Source organism: Paenibacillus taiwanensis DSM 18679 (assembly GCF_000425125.1).
GTDB classification, from domain to species: Bacteria; Bacillota; Bacilli; order Paenibacillales; family Paenibacillaceae; genus Paenibacillus_B; species Paenibacillus_B taiwanensis.
Map to the genome: position 1 here is coordinate 877608 of NZ_KE384307.1, position 16742 is coordinate 894349.

Sequence of the window (16742 nt, forward strand, 5' to 3'; positions counted from 1 at the left end):
CATGAATGGAGGAAGTTGTCTTGGAAACAAAGGAGCAATGGACGTCAAAACTGGGCTTTATTCTGGCGTCCGCCGGTTCTGCGATTGGACTTGGCGCAATATGGAAATTTCCGAATACAGTTGCAACAAGCGGGGGTGGGGCGTTCTTCCTGCTCTTTATACTGTTTACACTGCTTATTGGGATGCCGCTCTTAATAGCGGAGTTTGTTATTGGACGAAGTACGGGGAAAGAAGCGATCTCTGCATATCGTAAGCTTGCACCTGGGACGAAGTGGCATTGGGTAGGCTATTTAGGTATGGGTACCTGTTTTTTGCTGTTGTCCTATTACAGCGTAGTTGGTGGCTGGATCTTATTATATTTTGTGAAAAGTATATTTGGCAGCTTGCTGCAAGCCGGAAATTCGTACAACCAGCTGTTTGCGGATACGGTGTCTGATCCGTGGTTAGCTGTACTGGCCCAATTCAGCTTTATGCTTATTACGATTCTTGTTGTTGGACAAGGGGTCAAAAAGGGGATTGAGCGTGCGAGCCGATTGTTGATGCCAGGTTTGTTTATCCTGTTTTTAGTGCTTATCGTGAGATCCTTAACATTGCCTGGCATGGAGGCAGGAATTCGTTATTTCCTTATGCCTGACTTTGCGCATTTAACAGGAAAAGCGATTTTGAACGCGCTTGGCCAATCGTTCTTTTGTTTAAGTGTAGGGGTATCCGTAATGGTAACCTATAGCTCCTATTTGAATAAAAAGGAGTCGCTTACACGTTCAGCCGTTTCGGTTGTTGGCTTAAATGTGCTTACTTCCTTTATGGCGGGTCTGGCTATTTTTCCAGCGCTGTTCTCTCTTGGGATGAAGCCGGCGGAAGGGCCTGGTCTGCTATTTGTTACGCTGCCGGCTGTGTTCGAGCAAATGATGGGCGGATCGATATTTATTGCGATTTTCCTTGCCTTGTTTTTGTTTGCTACCTTTACTTCTGCATTCTCTATGCTTGAAATTTTGGTTGCGGCGTATGCGTTGCCTCAAGCCCGCCATCGTAAAAAATTAAGTTGGATATTTGGCTGTATTATATTTGCGGTAGGAGTTCCATTTGCGCTTTCGTTTGGCGTATTAGGAGACGTTACGTTGTTTGGAAAGTCTCTATTTGATGCGGCTGATTATTTGGTTACTAATGTATTGATGCCAATAGGGGTTCTGTTGATTGCGTTGTTTGTCGGCTATCGATTCCCAAAAGATACATTAACGGAAGAGATGAAGAACGAGCCTTTGTGGTGGCGAAAAAGTTTGGCTGCCTACGTATTTATGCTTCGTTACGTCATTCCGATTATCATTATTATTGTGTTCTTAAATGTATTAGGCCTGCTTCCGCTAGGCTCCTAAATAGTGCAATACAGCAAAAAGGCTGGCGCTTGGGTGAGGTTGGGGCTGTCCAGAAAGTCAGTCTACGCTGACTTTTTGGACAGCCCCGTTTTGATACACTCCTGCCTTACGGCACTATTATGAAGGAGAAAACAAGTCGTTACAAAAGGACATTCGGCATGCCTCGAACTGGACGTATGAAGGGCACGATGTTCGGTTTGTGTACCCGAATGGCCGGTACGTTCGCTTTAAGAAATACAAAACAATAGCGGAGAGCATAGAGAGCGATAATATTTGGTTGAATATTCCGGCTTTGGTGGACTGACGATCCGTTATGTGTGATAAAAACACGCTTTTGGTGTAGCTACCGGACAGGATATCCGCTATTGCCTCCAAACTACCGCTTAGCGGGCACGAAATACGCAAATAGCGTACCTCCTGTCCGCTAAGCAGTCTAATAATCCTTGCATCCACCCTATAACGGATCTCTCGTCCAGTCACGTATTCCGCGCCACTATCGCACCATCGTACCGATGATCCGCGCCACTACCGCACCATCGTACCGATGATCCGCGAATACGATCAGCACATTGACATTTTGTTTGGTTTGAAAATGATTAGTTGAGATGTGACCGTATCGCCCTAGATCGTTACAGATAGGCAGATAATGGATAGGTGTGTAGTAAAAATTTAACGAATGGATAACTCGAAACCCTATTCCTGCTAAATGGGAAGTTATGACACTAACACCATTCGCCAGCAGTAGTAAAAGAACCAAAAAAGTTGGACGGAAAACATGACGTTTTTCTGCCCAACTTTTTATTTTGAGGCTTTTCGGCGAGCCCCAAGCTCCGTTTAGCGCCAGTCTTTCTTCGAGATGCTTCATGTGACCTGTACATAATGGATAACAAACGATTCGTTTATGGACGAACGGAAGATCGCGTATGGCTGTACAGGGAATAGCGGACCCAGATGACATTGAGGAACAAAAAGATACCCGCCATTATAAACAGTCCCTCGATGCCAATAAAGCCGGATAAGGCACCACCAACGATAGGGCCAATAGCATTGCCGAGTGCTAACGTACTGCTGTTAAAGCTGTAGGCTCGACTCTCCATGCCATCAGGTGTATACTTGCGTATTAAAGAATTGACGGAAGGCATTAACCCTCCCATAAACATGCCCAATAAGAAACGAATGACAAGCAACTGCCACACGTTGCTGACAAAGGCTTGTGGAATTAACGTACATGCCGCACCTATTAAAGAAAACGTCAAAATACGATGAGAGCCAACCTTGTCGCTTAGTCGGCCGAGAAGCGGTGAGGCGATCATATTAGACAAGCCTGTTACCGCACTGACGAGCCCCGCCAGAAAAGCGAGATTTTCCGTTGAACCGTGCAAATCCTGAACGTAGAGCGGCAAGAGTGACATCGGGCTCAACATGGCAAACTGAAGCAAAAATGTTACCGCAAACAAAGCGGTAAGCTGCGGAATGCGGCTGAGCTGCTTAAAGCCTGCGACGACTGATATTTGCGGCTTGGCCATTGCTGCTTCCTTATTAAATTGCTCCTTGACCATTAACAGCGCTAACATCGAACCGATAAATAGAAGCGAGCCTGTTATGTAGAAGATGGGGCGATATCCGACCCAGTCCGCTAGCAAGCCGCCAATAAGCGGCCCGAGAATCGTACCTGCCACAGCACCGGATTGCAAGACACCCATTGCAAACCCCATTTGCTTCTTTGGTGTTGTCGATGAAACAAGTGCCACGGCAGCAGGGTTAAAGCCCGAAATGGTGCCGTTCAGCATACGCAGCAGCAGCAGATGAAGGGGACTTGTCGCAAAGCCCATTAACACTGTAACTACAGCCATGCCAAATCCTGAGCGAAGCAGCATGACTTTTCGTCCGTATTTGTCAGCGAACTTTCCCCAAATCGGCTGAAAAATAAACGAGGTTACAAAGTTGCCTGCAAAGATAAGACCAGACCAGACACCAATCTGGTGTTGATCTGTGAGACCGATATCTTGCTGCAAATAAAGTGCCAGAAAAGGAACAACCATCGTCATTCCTGCCATAACGAGAAAGTTGCCAAACCATAAGATGATCAGATTCAACTTCCATTGTTGCATAACGATTCACCGCTTTCTAAGGTCACCGTTCGTCCGATACCAACAACTGGATTCTATTATATCACACTTTGGACATATCGCTGCGGATATTTCAGGAGGAAGAGATGCTGTCGTGCTCTCAAATTTCATTTTCCTTGTAATAATGAACGATACATTTGATGTTTGCATTTTTAAAGAGCTTCGGCCATTCGGCCTCGTTCCACTCCGTATATCTCATCTTGTTGCGTACATGCATGCCGACACCGATTACATCGGCCTCTTTTTCCTGAACAAAGTGAATAAACTGGTTAAACTTCCGTTGCAGCGTCTCCTGGATCATGGACTCCGTAATTTTATCCTCTGATGTTGTTTCACTCATTGGTGTCGTTAATGTGCTGGTAATGTGCAGCTTAATGACGACGGTAGGAACGGGGGCCGTTTGCACGACTTCTATAGAGCGCCTCGATTTGGCGTTGTCCAAAATGATCGGTTCATTTCCAGAAAGCTGACTTTCATTAATGTAAAAGGCTCCTTTAATACTGTGATTTCGCAGCAGCAACATATAGTTCACTTCCTTTTCAGGTACGATCCCTATCATTTTGCCGCCTCTAAACAAGGACATCCCCCCAATGACCGCGTCCTTCCTCAGTTTAACAATGCTCGTAATCGGTTCAATGCCAACCTGCTGCTGATCTCGTACAAAATTAAACACGGTCGACAAGGAATAATCATTCACTTTTTGAAGCTTTTCCAGCAAAATAAACAGATGAAAGTCTGTCAGATCTTCTTTTTGTCGCAAAAATTGTTTAGCTTTTCCCTCATATATCAGAATTCGACTCGTTAAAGGGAACTTAGGCTGAAACAATAAATTGCTAATGACTTTAACAACGTCAGATTCGGCAATTTCTTTGCTAATTATAATGTTGCGGACTTGGCCGACAACTAACGCAAATCGTGATTGCAGCATAAAATGATTGTAAGCCTCTGTGAAATCATGTGCCTTGTAACCTTGAAAGGAAGATTTTGCTTTCCCTTCCGCCAGCGGCTCGGCATACATGATGCCAAAATAATATTGATTAGGATCATCGGTTTTGTCGACGGTGATGGTTTGAATATAACCGTTCTGGTTTATGACACGCTTCGTCTGACAGGATGAGGCTACAACTGCCAGAACCATAAGCACGAGCATTGTCATCAACACACGTTTCATCCTGTGTTTACCCCTTTCTGTTGGGAGGGTGTATGTGATTCTGGTTGATGAGCTGATGTATTGGCTTCTGGGGGCTTATAAGGCAAGCATAGCAGCAAAACAATGTAAATGATCAGCAAGCTAAAGCCAGCCGCACCTTGTACCATCGTGACGACATCACGCTGTGCTTCATTAAGCGGCACATGACTTAATAGCACCAGTACAATGCCAAAAGAAATGTAATTATGCAGTTTGTGGTTATTTTTCTGCATCTGCTTTAGCCCTTCATTTGCCCCCCATAAATACAGACTGCTGCTTAAGAGCGACGAGAAAAGAAAGAAAATAAACAATAAATCAGTTAGGTACTCCAAGGTGGATAATCTGGTAGCACCGTACAAGCGCAGCACTACGTATCTGACATTTACGAGATGGTAGTGCGAAAGCAAGCCTTGAGCAAGAATGCAATACATCGTGTAATAACAACCAACCAGTGTTAAGGCTCCTGTTGTATAACGAATCCATTTGGTATCTGGAGAAATATGCGGACTCATTATGAGTAGCATTTCAAACCCTAAATAGGCGCTAACTACCTGCAAGGCCCCTTTCACTGTCCATTCCCCGCCCTGAAGGAAAAAGGGAGTAAGACGAGTTAGCGTAAAATCGCTAAATTGCAGCAGTTCCAGCGCAATAATCCAGATGGACAGCAGAAACAGCACAATCGACGTTTTAGACATCGTATACAAACCGTGATAGGAAATATATAGAATAACAGCGATCATAATCGAACCTGTCAAAGTAATATTTACTGTGACGTCGTTTGTGAACTGTAGCATTTTCACGTAGGTAAACACAATATCAAAGGCGATACATATGTAAAGAAGGATGGAAAAAGAAATAAGTGAATTTGCGATCCATTTGGGAAAATGGTGTTGCAGCACTTGAAAGATAGATTGGCGCTGATGTTTTTGCAGCCCGACATACATCAGTCGCATAACACCAATCATCAGCAAAGTATAACCAATCATCATAATCCAGCTATTGGTTCCAAATTCTCTCGTTACGACAGACGGCAACTGAAAGAACAGCACTCCACGTACGACCATAAAGATAAGAGTGGCCACGGCGTATCCTTTTAGCTGCGGGTTCATGAGTCAGATTCCCCTTTCGTAGATGTAGCGGTGGATGTATTAGCTACGGTGTATGGCAGCTTTTCTTTGCTCAAAAATGAAAATTGAAATATATTTTCCAACAACGCATACTCTTGGTTAAGTGTTCTTAAATGGCAAACATGGGTGACAAACATGGCGATGAACAAAAATATGCCAAAGTAACCCAAATACCCGGCAAGTATGATGCTGACAAATCGTAAAATCCGCATGGACGTCTCCATCGTGTAGTTGGGAACGATAAAGGAAGAAAGCGCGCTGGCTGCTACAGCTACAATGAGTACATTACTAGCCAAACCGGCCTGCACAACTGCTTGACCAATAACTAGACCCCCTACGATACCTATCGTTTGTGCAATTTTTGTAGGAAGACGGGCTCCGGCTTCACGCAGCAATTCAATCACGCCTTCCATCAACAGGGCCTCAATCATAGGTTCAAATGGAACTCTGAGCCTTGATTCCACAATGGTTTGCAGAAGTGAAGGCGGGACCAGTTGATAATGGTAGGTGGTGACGGCTACATAAAAGGCGCTGAACACAAGGGATAGCGCAAACGCAACAAACCGTAAAATACGGATAAATAAGCTGAAGTGCCATCGTTCATAGGCGTCACCCGACACCGCAAAAAAATCAGTTAACCGAGCAGGCGCTATAATGACAGTAGGACTTTCGTTTGTTATAATTGCCACTTTGCCATGAATCAAATGGTTGCTTGCTAAATCGGGTCGTTCTGTTCCGAGCCATTGCGGAAATAGCGAATATGCATTATCGTCCATCCGTTTTGCGATGACGTTGCCGTCTAACGCCTGCTTTAATTTAAGCTTGGATAAACGTGTAATCGCTTCATCAACGACAGCAGGCAAGGCCGTGCCTTCCATATAGAGCAAGTATGTAATAATAGGCTGATCTCGTCCGACATCAAACTTATGAACTTTAAGCAAATGAGAACGAATACGTCTGCGAATGAGTGAAATGTTGGTCGTAGATTGCTCAACAAAAGCGTCGTGTGGCCCTGTAATGATCGCTTCCCGATTGGACGATTGAATGGAACGGGACTCCGGACTTCCAACGGATATACGGTATATTTTACTGCCATATATCCCACCTATCTCACCACCAAGTATGGCCTCCTCCAATGTTTGGACCATTTGCTCTTGATTCAGTCCTTCAATCTCATTCCAGACGTGTAAGAGGCGCTGCAAACCGATTGCCGTAGGCGCATCCTCAAAAAATTGTGATACCAGCTCGTGATACTGCGATTTGTCTAGCAGATGATCAAAGTAATAAAGGGTCATCTGATTATCAGCTATTTCCTGTACCGTCAAATCAGCGCAATCCTGAAAACGCTTGAGAATAAGCGCGTTCAAGTTGATTTCTTCTTCGCTAGTGTCGTAATTTGGCATAGTCACCGTTCAGATCCTCCTTCATACCATGATTAACTTTTAGGGTGTGCAAGAAAAAGGATTTTATGAGTTTTCGGCCTGAATGACACTTCGTTCCATAAAAGTGGTGGTAAGTAAGTTCGATGGTCATGAGTGGAGCAGAAATGTTATGTGCAAAAGGAAGTACAATGAAGGTGCACGGACGTGGCTTCATCCATACGAATGTCAACAGATTGTCATAGCTTCATAGAACGGTGTAGTTGTGGCGAGAAGAGAAACAGGGCATAATGGTAGCGGTAGGTTGTTCCAAAAAGCACATTATTCCATTCAAGGTGAGGATACGTACATGACATATAATGATCGATTTATTCGTGCATGCCGCAAGGAACAGGTAGACCGACTTCCGGTATGGTATATGCGTCAGGCAGGTAGATATGATCCGGATTACCGCAAAATAAAAGAGAAGTATAGCTTGCTTGAAATATGCCAGCAGCCCGAACTTGCTGCTGAAGTGACGATGATGCCAGTACGTAAGCTGGATGTAGATGCAGCTATTTTGTATTCCGACATTATGAATCCGGTTGCTTCCATTGGCGTGGATTTTGATATTGTGGCGCAGGTAGGTCCTGTTATACACGATCCGATCCGCACGAAAGCCCAAATTGATCGCCTGCGTCCCGTCGACCCGGAAGGTGATTTGGGTCATATTCTGGAGACGATTCGTATACTTGATCGCGAATTGGAAGTCCCGCTTATTACGTTTGCAGGAGCGCCGTTTACGATCGCAAGTTATTTAATCGAAGGCAAACCTTCGAAGTCGTACATTCGTACGAAGACGATGATGTATGAATCACCGGAATTGTGGTTCTCTTTAATGGACAAGCTTGGGGACATGGTTATTGAATATGTACGCGCCCAAGTGAAGCATGGAGCAAAGGCGTTCCAATTATTTGACAGTTGGGTAGGATCGTTGTCACCCCGTGATTTCTCGACCTATGTGCTTCCAACGATGGAGCGTATCTTTAATGCGGTGTCTGATCTTAACGTACCCAAAATTTATTTCCCAGGTGTCAGTTCGGGGGAACTGTTGCCATTACTGCATCAATTGCAGACGAATGTCATCGGCTTAGACTGGCGTGTATCAATAGAAGAGGGACGTCGCAGACTGGACCATAAGTTTGCTGTGCAAGGCAATTTAGATCCTTATTTATTAACAGGACCGATGTCGGTTATCGAACGTGAAGCCAAGCACATTATGGATCTTGGCATGAAAGAACCAGGCTTTATTTTTAACTTAGGGCATGGATTGTTCCCGGAAGCTTCATTGGATAAATTAAAGCAGTTGACAGCTTTCGTTCACCGTTACTCCGAAGAACAGCTGTCCAACCTGAAGTAAGGAGGCATGGAGGATGAGTCAACGCAAAGTGGGTGTGCTAGTCATGTCGTACGGCACACCGTCAGGAATGGATCAGATCGAAGCCTATTACACGCACATTAGACGCGGAAATCCACCTTCTGCGGAGCAATTAGAGGAACTTCGTTCCCGCTATGAGGCCATTGTAGGTGGAGTGTTCCCGTTAAGGGAGCATACGAATTTGCAGGTGGCTGCTTTGCAAGCGGAGCTTGACCAGCGTACTTCTGAGCAGAATATAAAGTATGTGTGCTATCAAGGATTGAAGCATGCTGCGCCGTTTATCGAAGATGGTATCGCAAATATGGCGCAAGATGGCATAACGGAGGCAGTTGGTATCGTATTGGCGCCACATTATTCGGTGATGAGCATTGGCGGATATTTGAAGCGTGCGCAGGAAGAAGCAGAGAAGCAAGGTATCACTTTCCGTGGGGTCAAAAGCTATCATTTGCATCCGAAGCTGGTGGAAGCATTAGCGATTCGCGTGAATGAGCAACTGAACGCCTATGAGGAAGAAGGTGTTAGCAGCGAAGACGTCCATGTATTATTTAGCGCACATAGTTTGCCAACACGGATTTTGGAGATGAATGATCCTTATCCCGCTCAATTACTTGAGACGTCCGAGGCTATTGCGGAGCAATGTTTCTTGGATGAAGATCAATGGCGATTTACGTGGCAAAGCGCTGGGCAGACAGGAACACCTTGGTTAGGTCCAGATATTTTGGATACGCTGCAAACGGTGAAAGAGGAAGGGAAGACACATGTGTTGTCTGCTCCAATTGGCTTTGTATCTGATCATTTAGAAGTGTTATATGATCTGGATATTGAGACGACTAACCGAGCAGGGGAACTGGGTGTGAGCTTTAAGCGCACACGTTCCTTGAACCATGATCCGTTATATATTCAGGTGCTGGCCGATTCCGTTATGGATGCTCAGTAATTGGGCTATAACGAAAGTCGGATCTTTATCGTGAAATGATTTGAATGATGCAGAAAGAAGGGCTCATGATGAACGAGCGTCAAGACATCGTCGTGATTGGCGGGGGTCTGACAGGACTGTCCGCAGCCTATTACGCTTGGCAGAAGGCTCAAGCCGAAGGAATAGCGGTTTCCATTACTATTATTGAAAAAGAGAAGTCGCTAGGCGGCAAAATTAATACGCTTCGACGAGACAACTGTGTCATAGAGAAAGGCCCTGATTCATTTCTGGCGCGCAAGCTGCCTATGGTGGAGCTTGCTCAAGCGCTCGGACTTGAATCAGAGTTAGTGGCCACAAATCCTCATGCCAAAAAAACCTATATTCTATGTCGTGGCAAGCTTCACCCGATGCCGCCAGGGCTAGTATTAGGAATCCCTACCCAAATAAAACCATTTATGAAGACGGGACTAATTTCGATATGGGGAAAAGCAAGAGCTCTGCTTGACTTGGTGAAGAAGCCGCGAGAATCGGCGGAGGACGAGTCGCTTGGCAGTTTCCTAGATCGTCGCTTGGGCCATGAAGTGACATCCAACGTGGCAGAGCCACTGCTTGCTGGCATTTATGCAGGTGATTTAAACAAGCTGAGCTTACAAGCTACGTTTCCACAATTTGAGGAAGTAGAGCGCAAGCACGGTAGTTTGATTCGGGGCATGATGGCAAATCGTAAGCAAGGACAATCACTGCCAGGCCTGCCAGATGTGGCTAAAGGAACGATGTTTCTGACCTTTAAAAATGGTTTAGGCTCTCTTGTTGACCGTTTACGGGAACAGTTGAGTCCGCACGTGAACATCCGTAATGAAGCTGAGGTCGTTCAGCTTCATGTTATGGAGGATGGCGCATACGAGGTACAGCTGTCAGACGATACGAGAATCGTAGCGCAGCAAGTCATTCTCACTACTCCTGCCTATGACGCAGCTCCTTTGCTGCGGCCTTATTTGGATGTGTCCATGCTGGATAACATCCATTACGTGTCAGTAGCTAACGTTGTCAGTGCATTTGACCGTGCAAAGCTGAAGAACAAGTGGGATGGCACAGGGTTTGTTATCGGACGTGGGGAGAAGCGAGCAATAACGGCTTGCACGTGGACATCAATCAAATGGACGCATACGAGTCCGGAAGATACGATGCTAATCCGTTGTTATGTCGGTCGGGCAGGTGATGAAGAGCGTGTTGACTGGCCTGACGAAGCATTAAAGCGCACCGTTAAAAATGAATTAAAGCAGCTTTTGAACATTGAGATTGAGCCGAGATTTATGGAAATTACGCGGCTTCATCGCTCGATGCCGCAATATCCGGTCGGGCATGTGCAAAGTTTGGCCCAATTCCGCGCTCGACTTGAAGAAGAGCTGCCAGGTGTGCATATTGCTGGATTTGCTTACGACGGCATCGGAATGCCAGATTGTATTCGTAGTGGACGTACCGCGGGCGAAGCTGCTGTTGCGCAAGTCAAGCCGCACACAGCAAAAGTTGAATCCGCGGTAATGTAAGCATTAGCGGCATTGTGAAGTAAAGGATGCGAAATTATTTTGTAAGATAAGGGGATTGGCTATGGTCTAATGAAACCATAGTTAATCCTCTTGTTTTTTATTGGGCACTTTATTTGGTACAATGAGGAACATAAGCAGGAAGCGTGAGAATACGGGAAACGAGCTGAACCTGTTGGGAGGAATTTGCGTGGAGACTCGACTTGTGGATCGATATGGCAGAGTTCATGATTATTTGCGTATTTCCGTGACAGACCGTTGCAATTTGCGCTGCTTGTACTGTATGCCGGCAGAGGGAGTGGAATTTATGCCACACAACAAGCTGCTGACAAATGATGAGATTGAAGAGGTCGTGCGCGCAGCAGCGAAGCTGGGGGTTCGCAAGATTCGCTTGACAGGCGGGGAGCCTACCGTCCGTGCTGGCTTGCCTCAATTGATTAAACGCATAGCATCCGTCCCTGGTATTATAGACGTTGCCTTAACGACCAATGGCCTCTTGTTAGGAAATATGGCAGCGGATCTGTATGAAGCAGGATTACAGCGCGTGAATATTAGTATTGATTCCTTGCAGCCAGAACGTTTTAAGCAGATGACGCGGGGCGGAGATTTGAGCAAGGTGCTTGCGTCAATTGAGAAATGTGTCCAGTTGGGCCTGTCTCCTATCAAGCTGAATGTGGTGCTGGTACGTGGGTACAATGAAGATGAATTTGATGATTTCCTGCGACTTACAATTGATCGACCGCTAACAGTACGTTTTATTGAATATATGCCAATCGGGGGGAGACAAGCGGACTGGAAGCACAATTATATAGCGCTCGAAGAAAGGCTGCATGCAAGCCAATTTGGAAGAGCTGCTGTACCACTCGCCAAGCCAGACCACGGTGGGCCTGCCGAATACTATCGTATTCCCGACGCTTTGGGCAGCTTTGGACTCATTCACCCTGTTAGCGAGCACTTTTGTGATACGTGCAATCGGTTACGTTTAACCGCTGACGGGTTCTTGAAGCCATGCCTGTATTGGTCCGACGAATTTCAGATCCGTCGCTACATCGGGGATGAGCATGCATTAATGAATGCACTTCTGCGTTCACTTGACGCTAAGCCATTAAATCACGAGATGGCACGTGAATGGTCTGGACAACAATTGTCTCACGAGCCAACGACACGTACGATGTCGCAAATAGGCGGCTAATGGCAGGCACAATAGACATGAAACATCCGTGAACAATTATTATGATAAGCAATAAAGGAGGCAGACCTCATGGAATCATCGCAGGCTGATTATCAAGCGCGATTTCAGCGTAATCCACTTACAATCTATGAAGCGCAGCACATGTTGATTCACCGGATCAATAGTGAGGCTGTTGAAGTCATCCCTCTGGAGCAGGCTTACTTGCGGCGCTCTGCACAAACAATAAGAGCTAACATGCCAGTACCGCATTTTCAGCGCTCTATGATGGATGGCTTTGCTGTGAAGGCAGCTGATACTTGTCATGCTCAACAAAACATGGCTGTACGATTGCAGGTTGTCGGCAGCATTGCATGCGGGGACGTATCGAAGAAGCCGCTAATGTCAGGCGAAGCGGTGCGCATTATGACGGGGGCTCAGCTGCCAGAAGGAGCCGATGCGGTCATCAAGTTGGAGGGGACATCAGATTTGCAGCGGCGTACGACGGGACAGTCGCAAGACGACACAATTCTGATCCATCAATCGGTGTCCGAAGGTGAGAACGTTAACGCGATCGGTTCTGAAATGGAAGAAGGACAGCTTCTGATTGAGAAAGGCAGTCGATTGGAGGCGGGCGAGATGGCCTTGCTTGCGATGTTTGGTTATGAGTACATTCATGTGTACACGAAACCGAGAGTCGCCATCATTTCTACGGGCCATGAGTTGTTGTCAATAAGCGCTAGTATAGAAGCTGGCAAAATAAGAAACAGCAACAGTTACATGTTGTTGGCTCAAATTCAGGAAGCGGGCGGCACGCCTTATTTACTCCCACATGTGGCTGATGATTTGCATCAGTTGACGCAAGTGTTAAAAGAAGCGCTCCAACAATATGATGCGGTAATTACTACAGGGGGTGTGTCTGTAGGAGATCACGATATTTTGTATGATTTTACGCAAAATTGGGAGGGGGAGCTGTTATTTAACAAAGTGCAGATGCGCCCAGGCAGCCCCTCAACGGTCGGCTTTTTCCGTGGGACGCCGCTATTTGCCTTATCCGGCAACCCGAGCGCCTGCTTTGTCGGATGTGAAATGTTTGTAAGGCCAGCGCTTTTACGCATGCAAGGTGTTACTGAACCTTATCGGACACCGTTGCGAGGCAAGTTGGAACAGTCCTATTATGTACCGGATACATTTGTACGTTTGGTAAGAGGTGTGATGCGGACTGAGGAGGACGGCACGGTTGTCGTTCGTCCTGCTGGTGTTGATAAGTCAAGTGCAACGATTTCCATCATGGAGGCCAATTGTTTATTTGTAGTGCTGCCCTCACCAACAGGGCTTGAGCAAGGCACACTCGTAGATATAGTGCCACTTTAAATGTTTAATTCACTGTAACCGTCAATGATATGTAGCATCGAATGACATGTAGGTGTGAGTAGCCTATACCTGCAAATAACGTATGAACGAGTAACGTGTGACTGAATTACGTATGGATGAATAGCGTATGACTGCCAAGGAGTATATGTTTGCATAATGAAGCCGAGAGCTCCTAGATGGAATTCTCGGCCTCACGAGCTCATACCAACCTTACTCCTTCCACTGGATGAGTGTGGGGTGTGCATCCAATATCGAATCGTATTGCGCTTTAATCCCGAATGTTCCTTCCGGGTCCAGACGATGATATCGCTCATACTTGTGCAGTCTGTCAGCGGGGTTGGACCACCCGAAGTGCTGAATTCTTGCAGGGTGACACGCATAGGGCAGCTTTTCAATCTCGATCGGGAATCTGCCGCAGTGCTGATTAGTTTGCAGCCAGGTATATCGTATATGCGGCCGATAGCGGACTAAGAATGGCCGATATATACGATGGGCTGTCCAATATCGATCTTCCCGATAGTGATCAGCCCCCCACATATCAAATAACCGGAAATAAAACACATCTGCAAATTGTTGTCGTAATAGCTTCTCGATCTCATCCTTAAAGCTTAGCTCAAACTGCTCATCGGCATCCAAATTTAAAATCCAGGCGGGACGTGTTAAAATCGTTGCCTCCCATTGCTGCTTGCGCAACTCATGCTCGCGCTCAAATTGCGAAATTTCATTATGGACAATGCGATGCGGGATCGATTGCAAGAAATAAGCACAAATCGCTCTTGTTTGATCAGTGCTGCCGTCATCTATAATAACAGCCTCGTCAATATAGGGAAGATGCCGCTCCAGCATTTGCGGCAAGTAACGATCTGCTTCATCCTTAACGATCATAGACAACGTTAAACGATAAGTTGAGCTTCTCCCTGTTCTCATGGCCGCTGACTGGATTCAGAAGGCACACCTGATGACGTATGAAGTGTAGAGGGGGATGCTTCTTTTTTTTGAATAGTGGAACTTATTTGAGCCTTAGGTTTACTGTCGAGAGGTGATGAATCTGGATCGATGTTACAAGATCGTAAATAAGCTGCCAACTGTTGCAGGTCAGAAGGACGGTATAGATGAAAGGCAGGTTTGCGTGTGTCTACATAAAGCTTCAGGCCCAGTGCGGCTGCTCTGACGCAGAAATGTCGATCCTCTCCCCAAAATGACACATTCGGAATTTCCGCAAATGACACCCCAGCTTCCAACGCCTTCTTTGAAATTAACGTGCAAGCTCCAAGTCCTCCGACTTCATAAATTCCAGGCTGGCGAAGCTGTGCCAGCACTTGAAACAAACGCCGATTAGTTTCCTCTTCTGTTAATTTTTCATTGCGACCTTTTGGAATAAGCGAGTATACGTCTTGTACCCATACTTGTGGCATTTCAACAGTCCCTGGCTCCCATATTGTCCAGAATATGTTTGCTATAATATCCTTCTCTGTGGCTAGCAGTCTATCAATCGTATCTGGGTGGAGGACTAGATCAGAGTCAATTAGAAACAAGGCGTCTACTTGATCTGCCAAAGCTGCCTGTATACAGAAATCTTTCATCGCTGCGACACGCCACACTAAATGTTCATTCCAGAAGTGGGTTGTTTCATTGCATTCGTAAGCTACTTTGGGCTGTTCACTTCTGTAAATGCGCACATCAGAGTGCTCCTGCTTGAATTTTAATAGTAATTGACGGGAATGCTCATCGTCGTTGTCGTCAAAGAAGGCAAAGCTCGCTGTATACGATTGGTGCTGCAAGCGGCTTAGCGATTCAAGCCAAGCTTCCAGTATATCTGGCCGTTGACGAATCGGGCTGGCAATTAGGACGCGTTGTCGTTCCATGTTACGACCTCCATTATTGGCTGTTGGTACATTGTATGACGAGTCTGTTGGATATAGAGTAGGTTTTTGGAAAAGGTTCATGTAAAATAAGAGAGGTGTATGTAAATGCATGAAACGGGTGCATCCAGAAGTAAACAAGCATATGTAACAAGCAGGTGGATATAAGGAAAAGAGCCCTATAAAGAACAGGGGGAACATAGATGAGTACACCTTTAAAGATTATTGGAACGGACGAGCGATATTCAAGGCAGGAACGCTTTGCGCCGATAGGGGCGGAGGGGCAGCGTAAACTTAAAGACAGCCGGGTACTTATTGTCGGTGCAGGCGCATTAGGATCGGGTACCGCTGAAATGTTAGTACGAGCCGGAGTTGGACATGTGACGATAATCGATCGAGATTATGTGGAATGGAGCAACTTGCAGCGGCAGCAGCTATATACGGAGCAGGATGTACAGGAGCGTCTGCCCAAGGCTATAGCTGCTGAACGCAGACTAAGAGCCGTTAATAGCAGCGTAGAAATTCAAGGCGTCGTAGCGGACGTGACAGTGTACGAATTGGAGCAATGGGCTGCTGGGCAGCATCTTATTTTAGATGCAACTGATAATTTTGATACACGAATGCTCCTGAACGATTATGCAATGAAGCATAACGTGCCGTGGATTTATGGCGCCTGTGTTGGAAGTTATGGCATGTCTATGATGTTTGAGCCGGGGATGACGCCATGTCTGCATTGCTTAATGGATACGGTTCCGATTGGCGGGGCCACATGTGACACTGCGGGTATTATTCCACCAGCTGTGCAGATGGTCATCGCTTACCAGACGGCAGAAGCAATCAAGTGGTTAAGCGGCAATCAGCCCGCACTTCGGCGCAAACTTGTTTCGTTTGATCTGTGGACGAATCAAAGTACAGCGCTTGATGTTACGGCAGCACGTCGTGACGATTGTCCTTCTTGCGGCAAAGCTGCCACTTATCCATACTTGGAAGCTGCTAATCACCGTAAGACCGAAACATTGTGTGGGCGAGATACAGTACAGATTCGACCTGCTAAGCCTCAACAGCTTATTATCGCAGAAGTGGCTGCGCGACTTGGGCATGCATGGGGATCTACCGTGCAAAGTAATGATTATTTGTTAGCTGTCCACATCGATTCTTATCGCTTGGTGATGTTTAAGGACGGTCGTATTTTAGTACATGGTACCAAAGACCCTGTAGAAGCCCGAACGATTGCTGATCGAGTGTTCGGTTAAGCAGTGCGGTG

Annotated in this window: 14 protein-coding genes; 7 read left to right on the forward strand and 7 right to left on the reverse strand. The window is 46.2% G+C overall.

What is annotated here, in order from left to right:
* The first annotated feature begins 20 nt into the window (after positions 1 to 20).
* Positions 21 to 1373, forward strand: coding sequence for a sodium-dependent transporter (locus tag H509_RS0117965; RefSeq protein WP_028546310.1), 1353 nt, complete (start codon positions 21 to 23; stop codon positions 1371 to 1373).
* 493 nt (positions 1374 to 1866) lie between these two features.
* Here the strand turns inward: H509_RS0117965 and H509_RS28210 are convergent, their stop codons facing one another.
* From H509_RS28210 to H509_RS25790, 5 genes are all read right to left on the reverse strand, one after another.
* On the reverse strand, positions 1867 to 2331 hold the full coding sequence (locus H509_RS28210) for a hypothetical protein (RefSeq protein WP_211234347.1): 465 nt from the start codon (positions 2329 to 2331) through the stop codon (positions 1867 to 1869).
* Positions 2273 to 3484: an MFS transporter gene (locus H509_RS0117970; RefSeq protein ID WP_028546311.1), complete on the reverse strand. Its 1212-nt coding sequence runs from the start codon at positions 3482 to 3484 to the stop codon at positions 2273 to 2275. The genes H509_RS28210 and H509_RS0117970 overlap by 59 nt, the downstream gene beginning before the upstream one ends.
* A gap of 118 nt (positions 3485 to 3602) precedes the next feature.
* Positions 3603 to 4673, reverse strand: coding sequence for a Ger(x)C family spore germination C-terminal domain-containing protein (locus H509_RS0117975; RefSeq protein ID WP_028546312.1), 1071 nt, complete (start codon positions 4671 to 4673; stop codon positions 3603 to 3605).
* On the reverse strand, positions 4670 to 5800 hold the full coding sequence (locus H509_RS0117980; RefSeq protein WP_028546313.1) for a GerAB/ArcD/ProY family transporter: 1131 nt from the start codon (positions 5798 to 5800) through the stop codon (positions 4670 to 4672). The genes H509_RS0117975 and H509_RS0117980 overlap by 4 nt, the downstream gene beginning before the upstream one ends.
* Positions 5797 to 7221 (reverse strand): spore germination protein, encoded by a 1425-nt coding sequence (locus H509_RS25790; RefSeq protein ID WP_245596164.1) that lies wholly within the window; start codon positions 7219 to 7221, stop codon positions 5797 to 5799. Before H509_RS25790 ends, H509_RS0117980 begins: the two co-directional genes overlap by 4 nt.
* Before the next feature lie 325 nt (positions 7222 to 7546).
* Here H509_RS25790 and hemE point away from each other — a divergent pair, with 325 nt between their 5' ends.
* The 5 genes from hemE to H509_RS0118010 all read left to right on the forward strand — a co-directional run bounded on the left by hemE (position 7547) and on the right by H509_RS0118010 (position 13616).
* Positions 7547 to 8596, forward strand: a complete 1050-nt coding sequence (hemE, locus tag H509_RS0117990; protein ID WP_028546314.1) for a uroporphyrinogen decarboxylase — start codon at positions 7547 to 7549, stop codon at positions 8594 to 8596.
* Positions 8597 to 8609: 13 nt separating this feature from the next.
* Positions 8610 to 9551, forward strand: coding sequence for a ferrochelatase (gene hemH, locus H509_RS0117995; RefSeq protein ID WP_028546315.1), 942 nt, complete (start codon positions 8610 to 8612; stop codon positions 9549 to 9551).
* A 68-nt stretch (positions 9552 to 9619) separates the two neighbouring features.
* On the forward strand, positions 9620 to 11077 hold the full coding sequence (hemG, locus tag H509_RS25795) for a protoporphyrinogen oxidase (RefSeq protein ID WP_036697722.1): 1458 nt from the start codon (positions 9620 to 9622) through the stop codon (positions 11075 to 11077).
* Positions 11078 to 11264: 187 nt separating this feature from the next.
* A complete protein-coding gene (gene moaA, locus H509_RS0118005; RefSeq protein WP_028546316.1) occupies positions 11265 to 12266 on the forward strand; it encodes a GTP 3',8-cyclase MoaA in 1002 nt (333 codons plus the stop codon).
* 69 nt (positions 12267 to 12335) lie between these two features.
* The gene (locus tag H509_RS0118010) at positions 12336 to 13616 is read left to right on the forward strand and encodes a molybdopterin molybdotransferase MoeA (protein ID WP_028546317.1); all 1281 of its coding nucleotides are present in this window, start codon (positions 12336 to 12338) and stop codon (positions 13614 to 13616) included.
* Between the two features lie 210 nt (positions 13617 to 13826).
* Here the strand turns inward: H509_RS0118010 and H509_RS0118015 are convergent, their stop codons facing one another.
* Both H509_RS0118015 and H509_RS25800 read right to left on the reverse strand, forming a co-directional pair.
* The gene (locus H509_RS0118015) at positions 13827 to 14543 is read right to left on the reverse strand and encodes a glycosyltransferase family 2 protein (protein ID WP_028546318.1); all 717 of its coding nucleotides are present in this window, start codon (positions 14541 to 14543) and stop codon (positions 13827 to 13829) included.
* The gene (locus H509_RS25800; RefSeq protein ID WP_084159255.1) at positions 14540 to 15481 is read right to left on the reverse strand and encodes a glycosyltransferase family 2 protein; all 942 of its coding nucleotides are present in this window, start codon (positions 15479 to 15481) and stop codon (positions 14540 to 14542) included. The genes H509_RS0118015 and H509_RS25800 overlap by 4 nt, the downstream gene beginning before the upstream one ends.
* 200 nt (positions 15482 to 15681) lie before the next feature.
* On the opposite strand from H509_RS25800, the gene H509_RS0118025 reads away from it, so the two are divergent.
* Positions 15682 to 16731 (forward strand): ThiF family adenylyltransferase, encoded by a 1050-nt coding sequence (locus H509_RS0118025; protein ID WP_028546319.1) that lies wholly within the window; start codon positions 15682 to 15684, stop codon positions 16729 to 16731.
* Positions 16732 to 16742 lie beyond the last annotated feature (11 nt).

What these genes read in the sequence shown, in the direction of transcription:
- H509_RS28210 (WP_211234347.1), bottom strand. Translation starts at nt 2,331, where the DNA reads ATGTCATCTGGGTCCGCTATTCCCTGTACAGCCATACGCGATCTTCCG.
- H509_RS0117970 (WP_028546311.1), bottom strand. Translation starts at nt 3,484, where the DNA reads ATGCAACAATGGAAGTTGAATCTGATCATCTTATGGTTTGGCAACTTT.
- H509_RS0117975 (WP_028546312.1), bottom strand. Translation starts at nt 4,673, where the DNA reads ATGAAACGTGTGTTGATGACAATGCTCGTGCTTATGGTTCTGGCAGTT.
- H509_RS0117980 (WP_028546313.1), bottom strand. Translation starts at nt 5,800, where the DNA reads ATGAACCCGCAGCTAAAAGGATACGCCGTGGCCACTCTTATCTTTATG.
- H509_RS25790 (WP_245596164.1), bottom strand. Translation starts at nt 7,221, where the DNA reads ATGCCAAATTACGACACTAGCGAAGAAGAAATCAACTTGAACGCGCTT.
- hemE (WP_028546314.1), top strand. Translation starts at nt 7,547, where the DNA reads ATGACATATAATGATCGATTTATTCGTGCATGCCGCAAGGAACAGGTA.
- hemH (WP_028546315.1), top strand. Translation starts at nt 8,610, where the DNA reads ATGAGTCAACGCAAAGTGGGTGTGCTAGTCATGTCGTACGGCACACCG.
- hemG (WP_036697722.1), top strand. Translation starts at nt 9,620, where the DNA reads ATGAACGAGCGTCAAGACATCGTCGTGATTGGCGGGGGTCTGACAGGA.
- H509_RS0118010 (WP_028546317.1), top strand. Translation starts at nt 12,336, where the DNA reads ATGGAATCATCGCAGGCTGATTATCAAGCGCGATTTCAGCGTAATCCA.
- H509_RS0118015 (WP_028546318.1), bottom strand. Translation starts at nt 14,543, where the DNA reads ATGAGAACAGGGAGAAGCTCAACTTATCGTTTAACGTTGTCTATGATC.
- H509_RS25800 (WP_084159255.1), bottom strand. Translation starts at nt 15,481, where the DNA reads ATGGAACGACAACGCGTCCTAATTGCCAGCCCGATTCGTCAACGGCCA.
- H509_RS0118025 (WP_028546319.1), top strand. Translation starts at nt 15,682, where the DNA reads ATGAGTACACCTTTAAAGATTATTGGAACGGACGAGCGATATTCAAGG.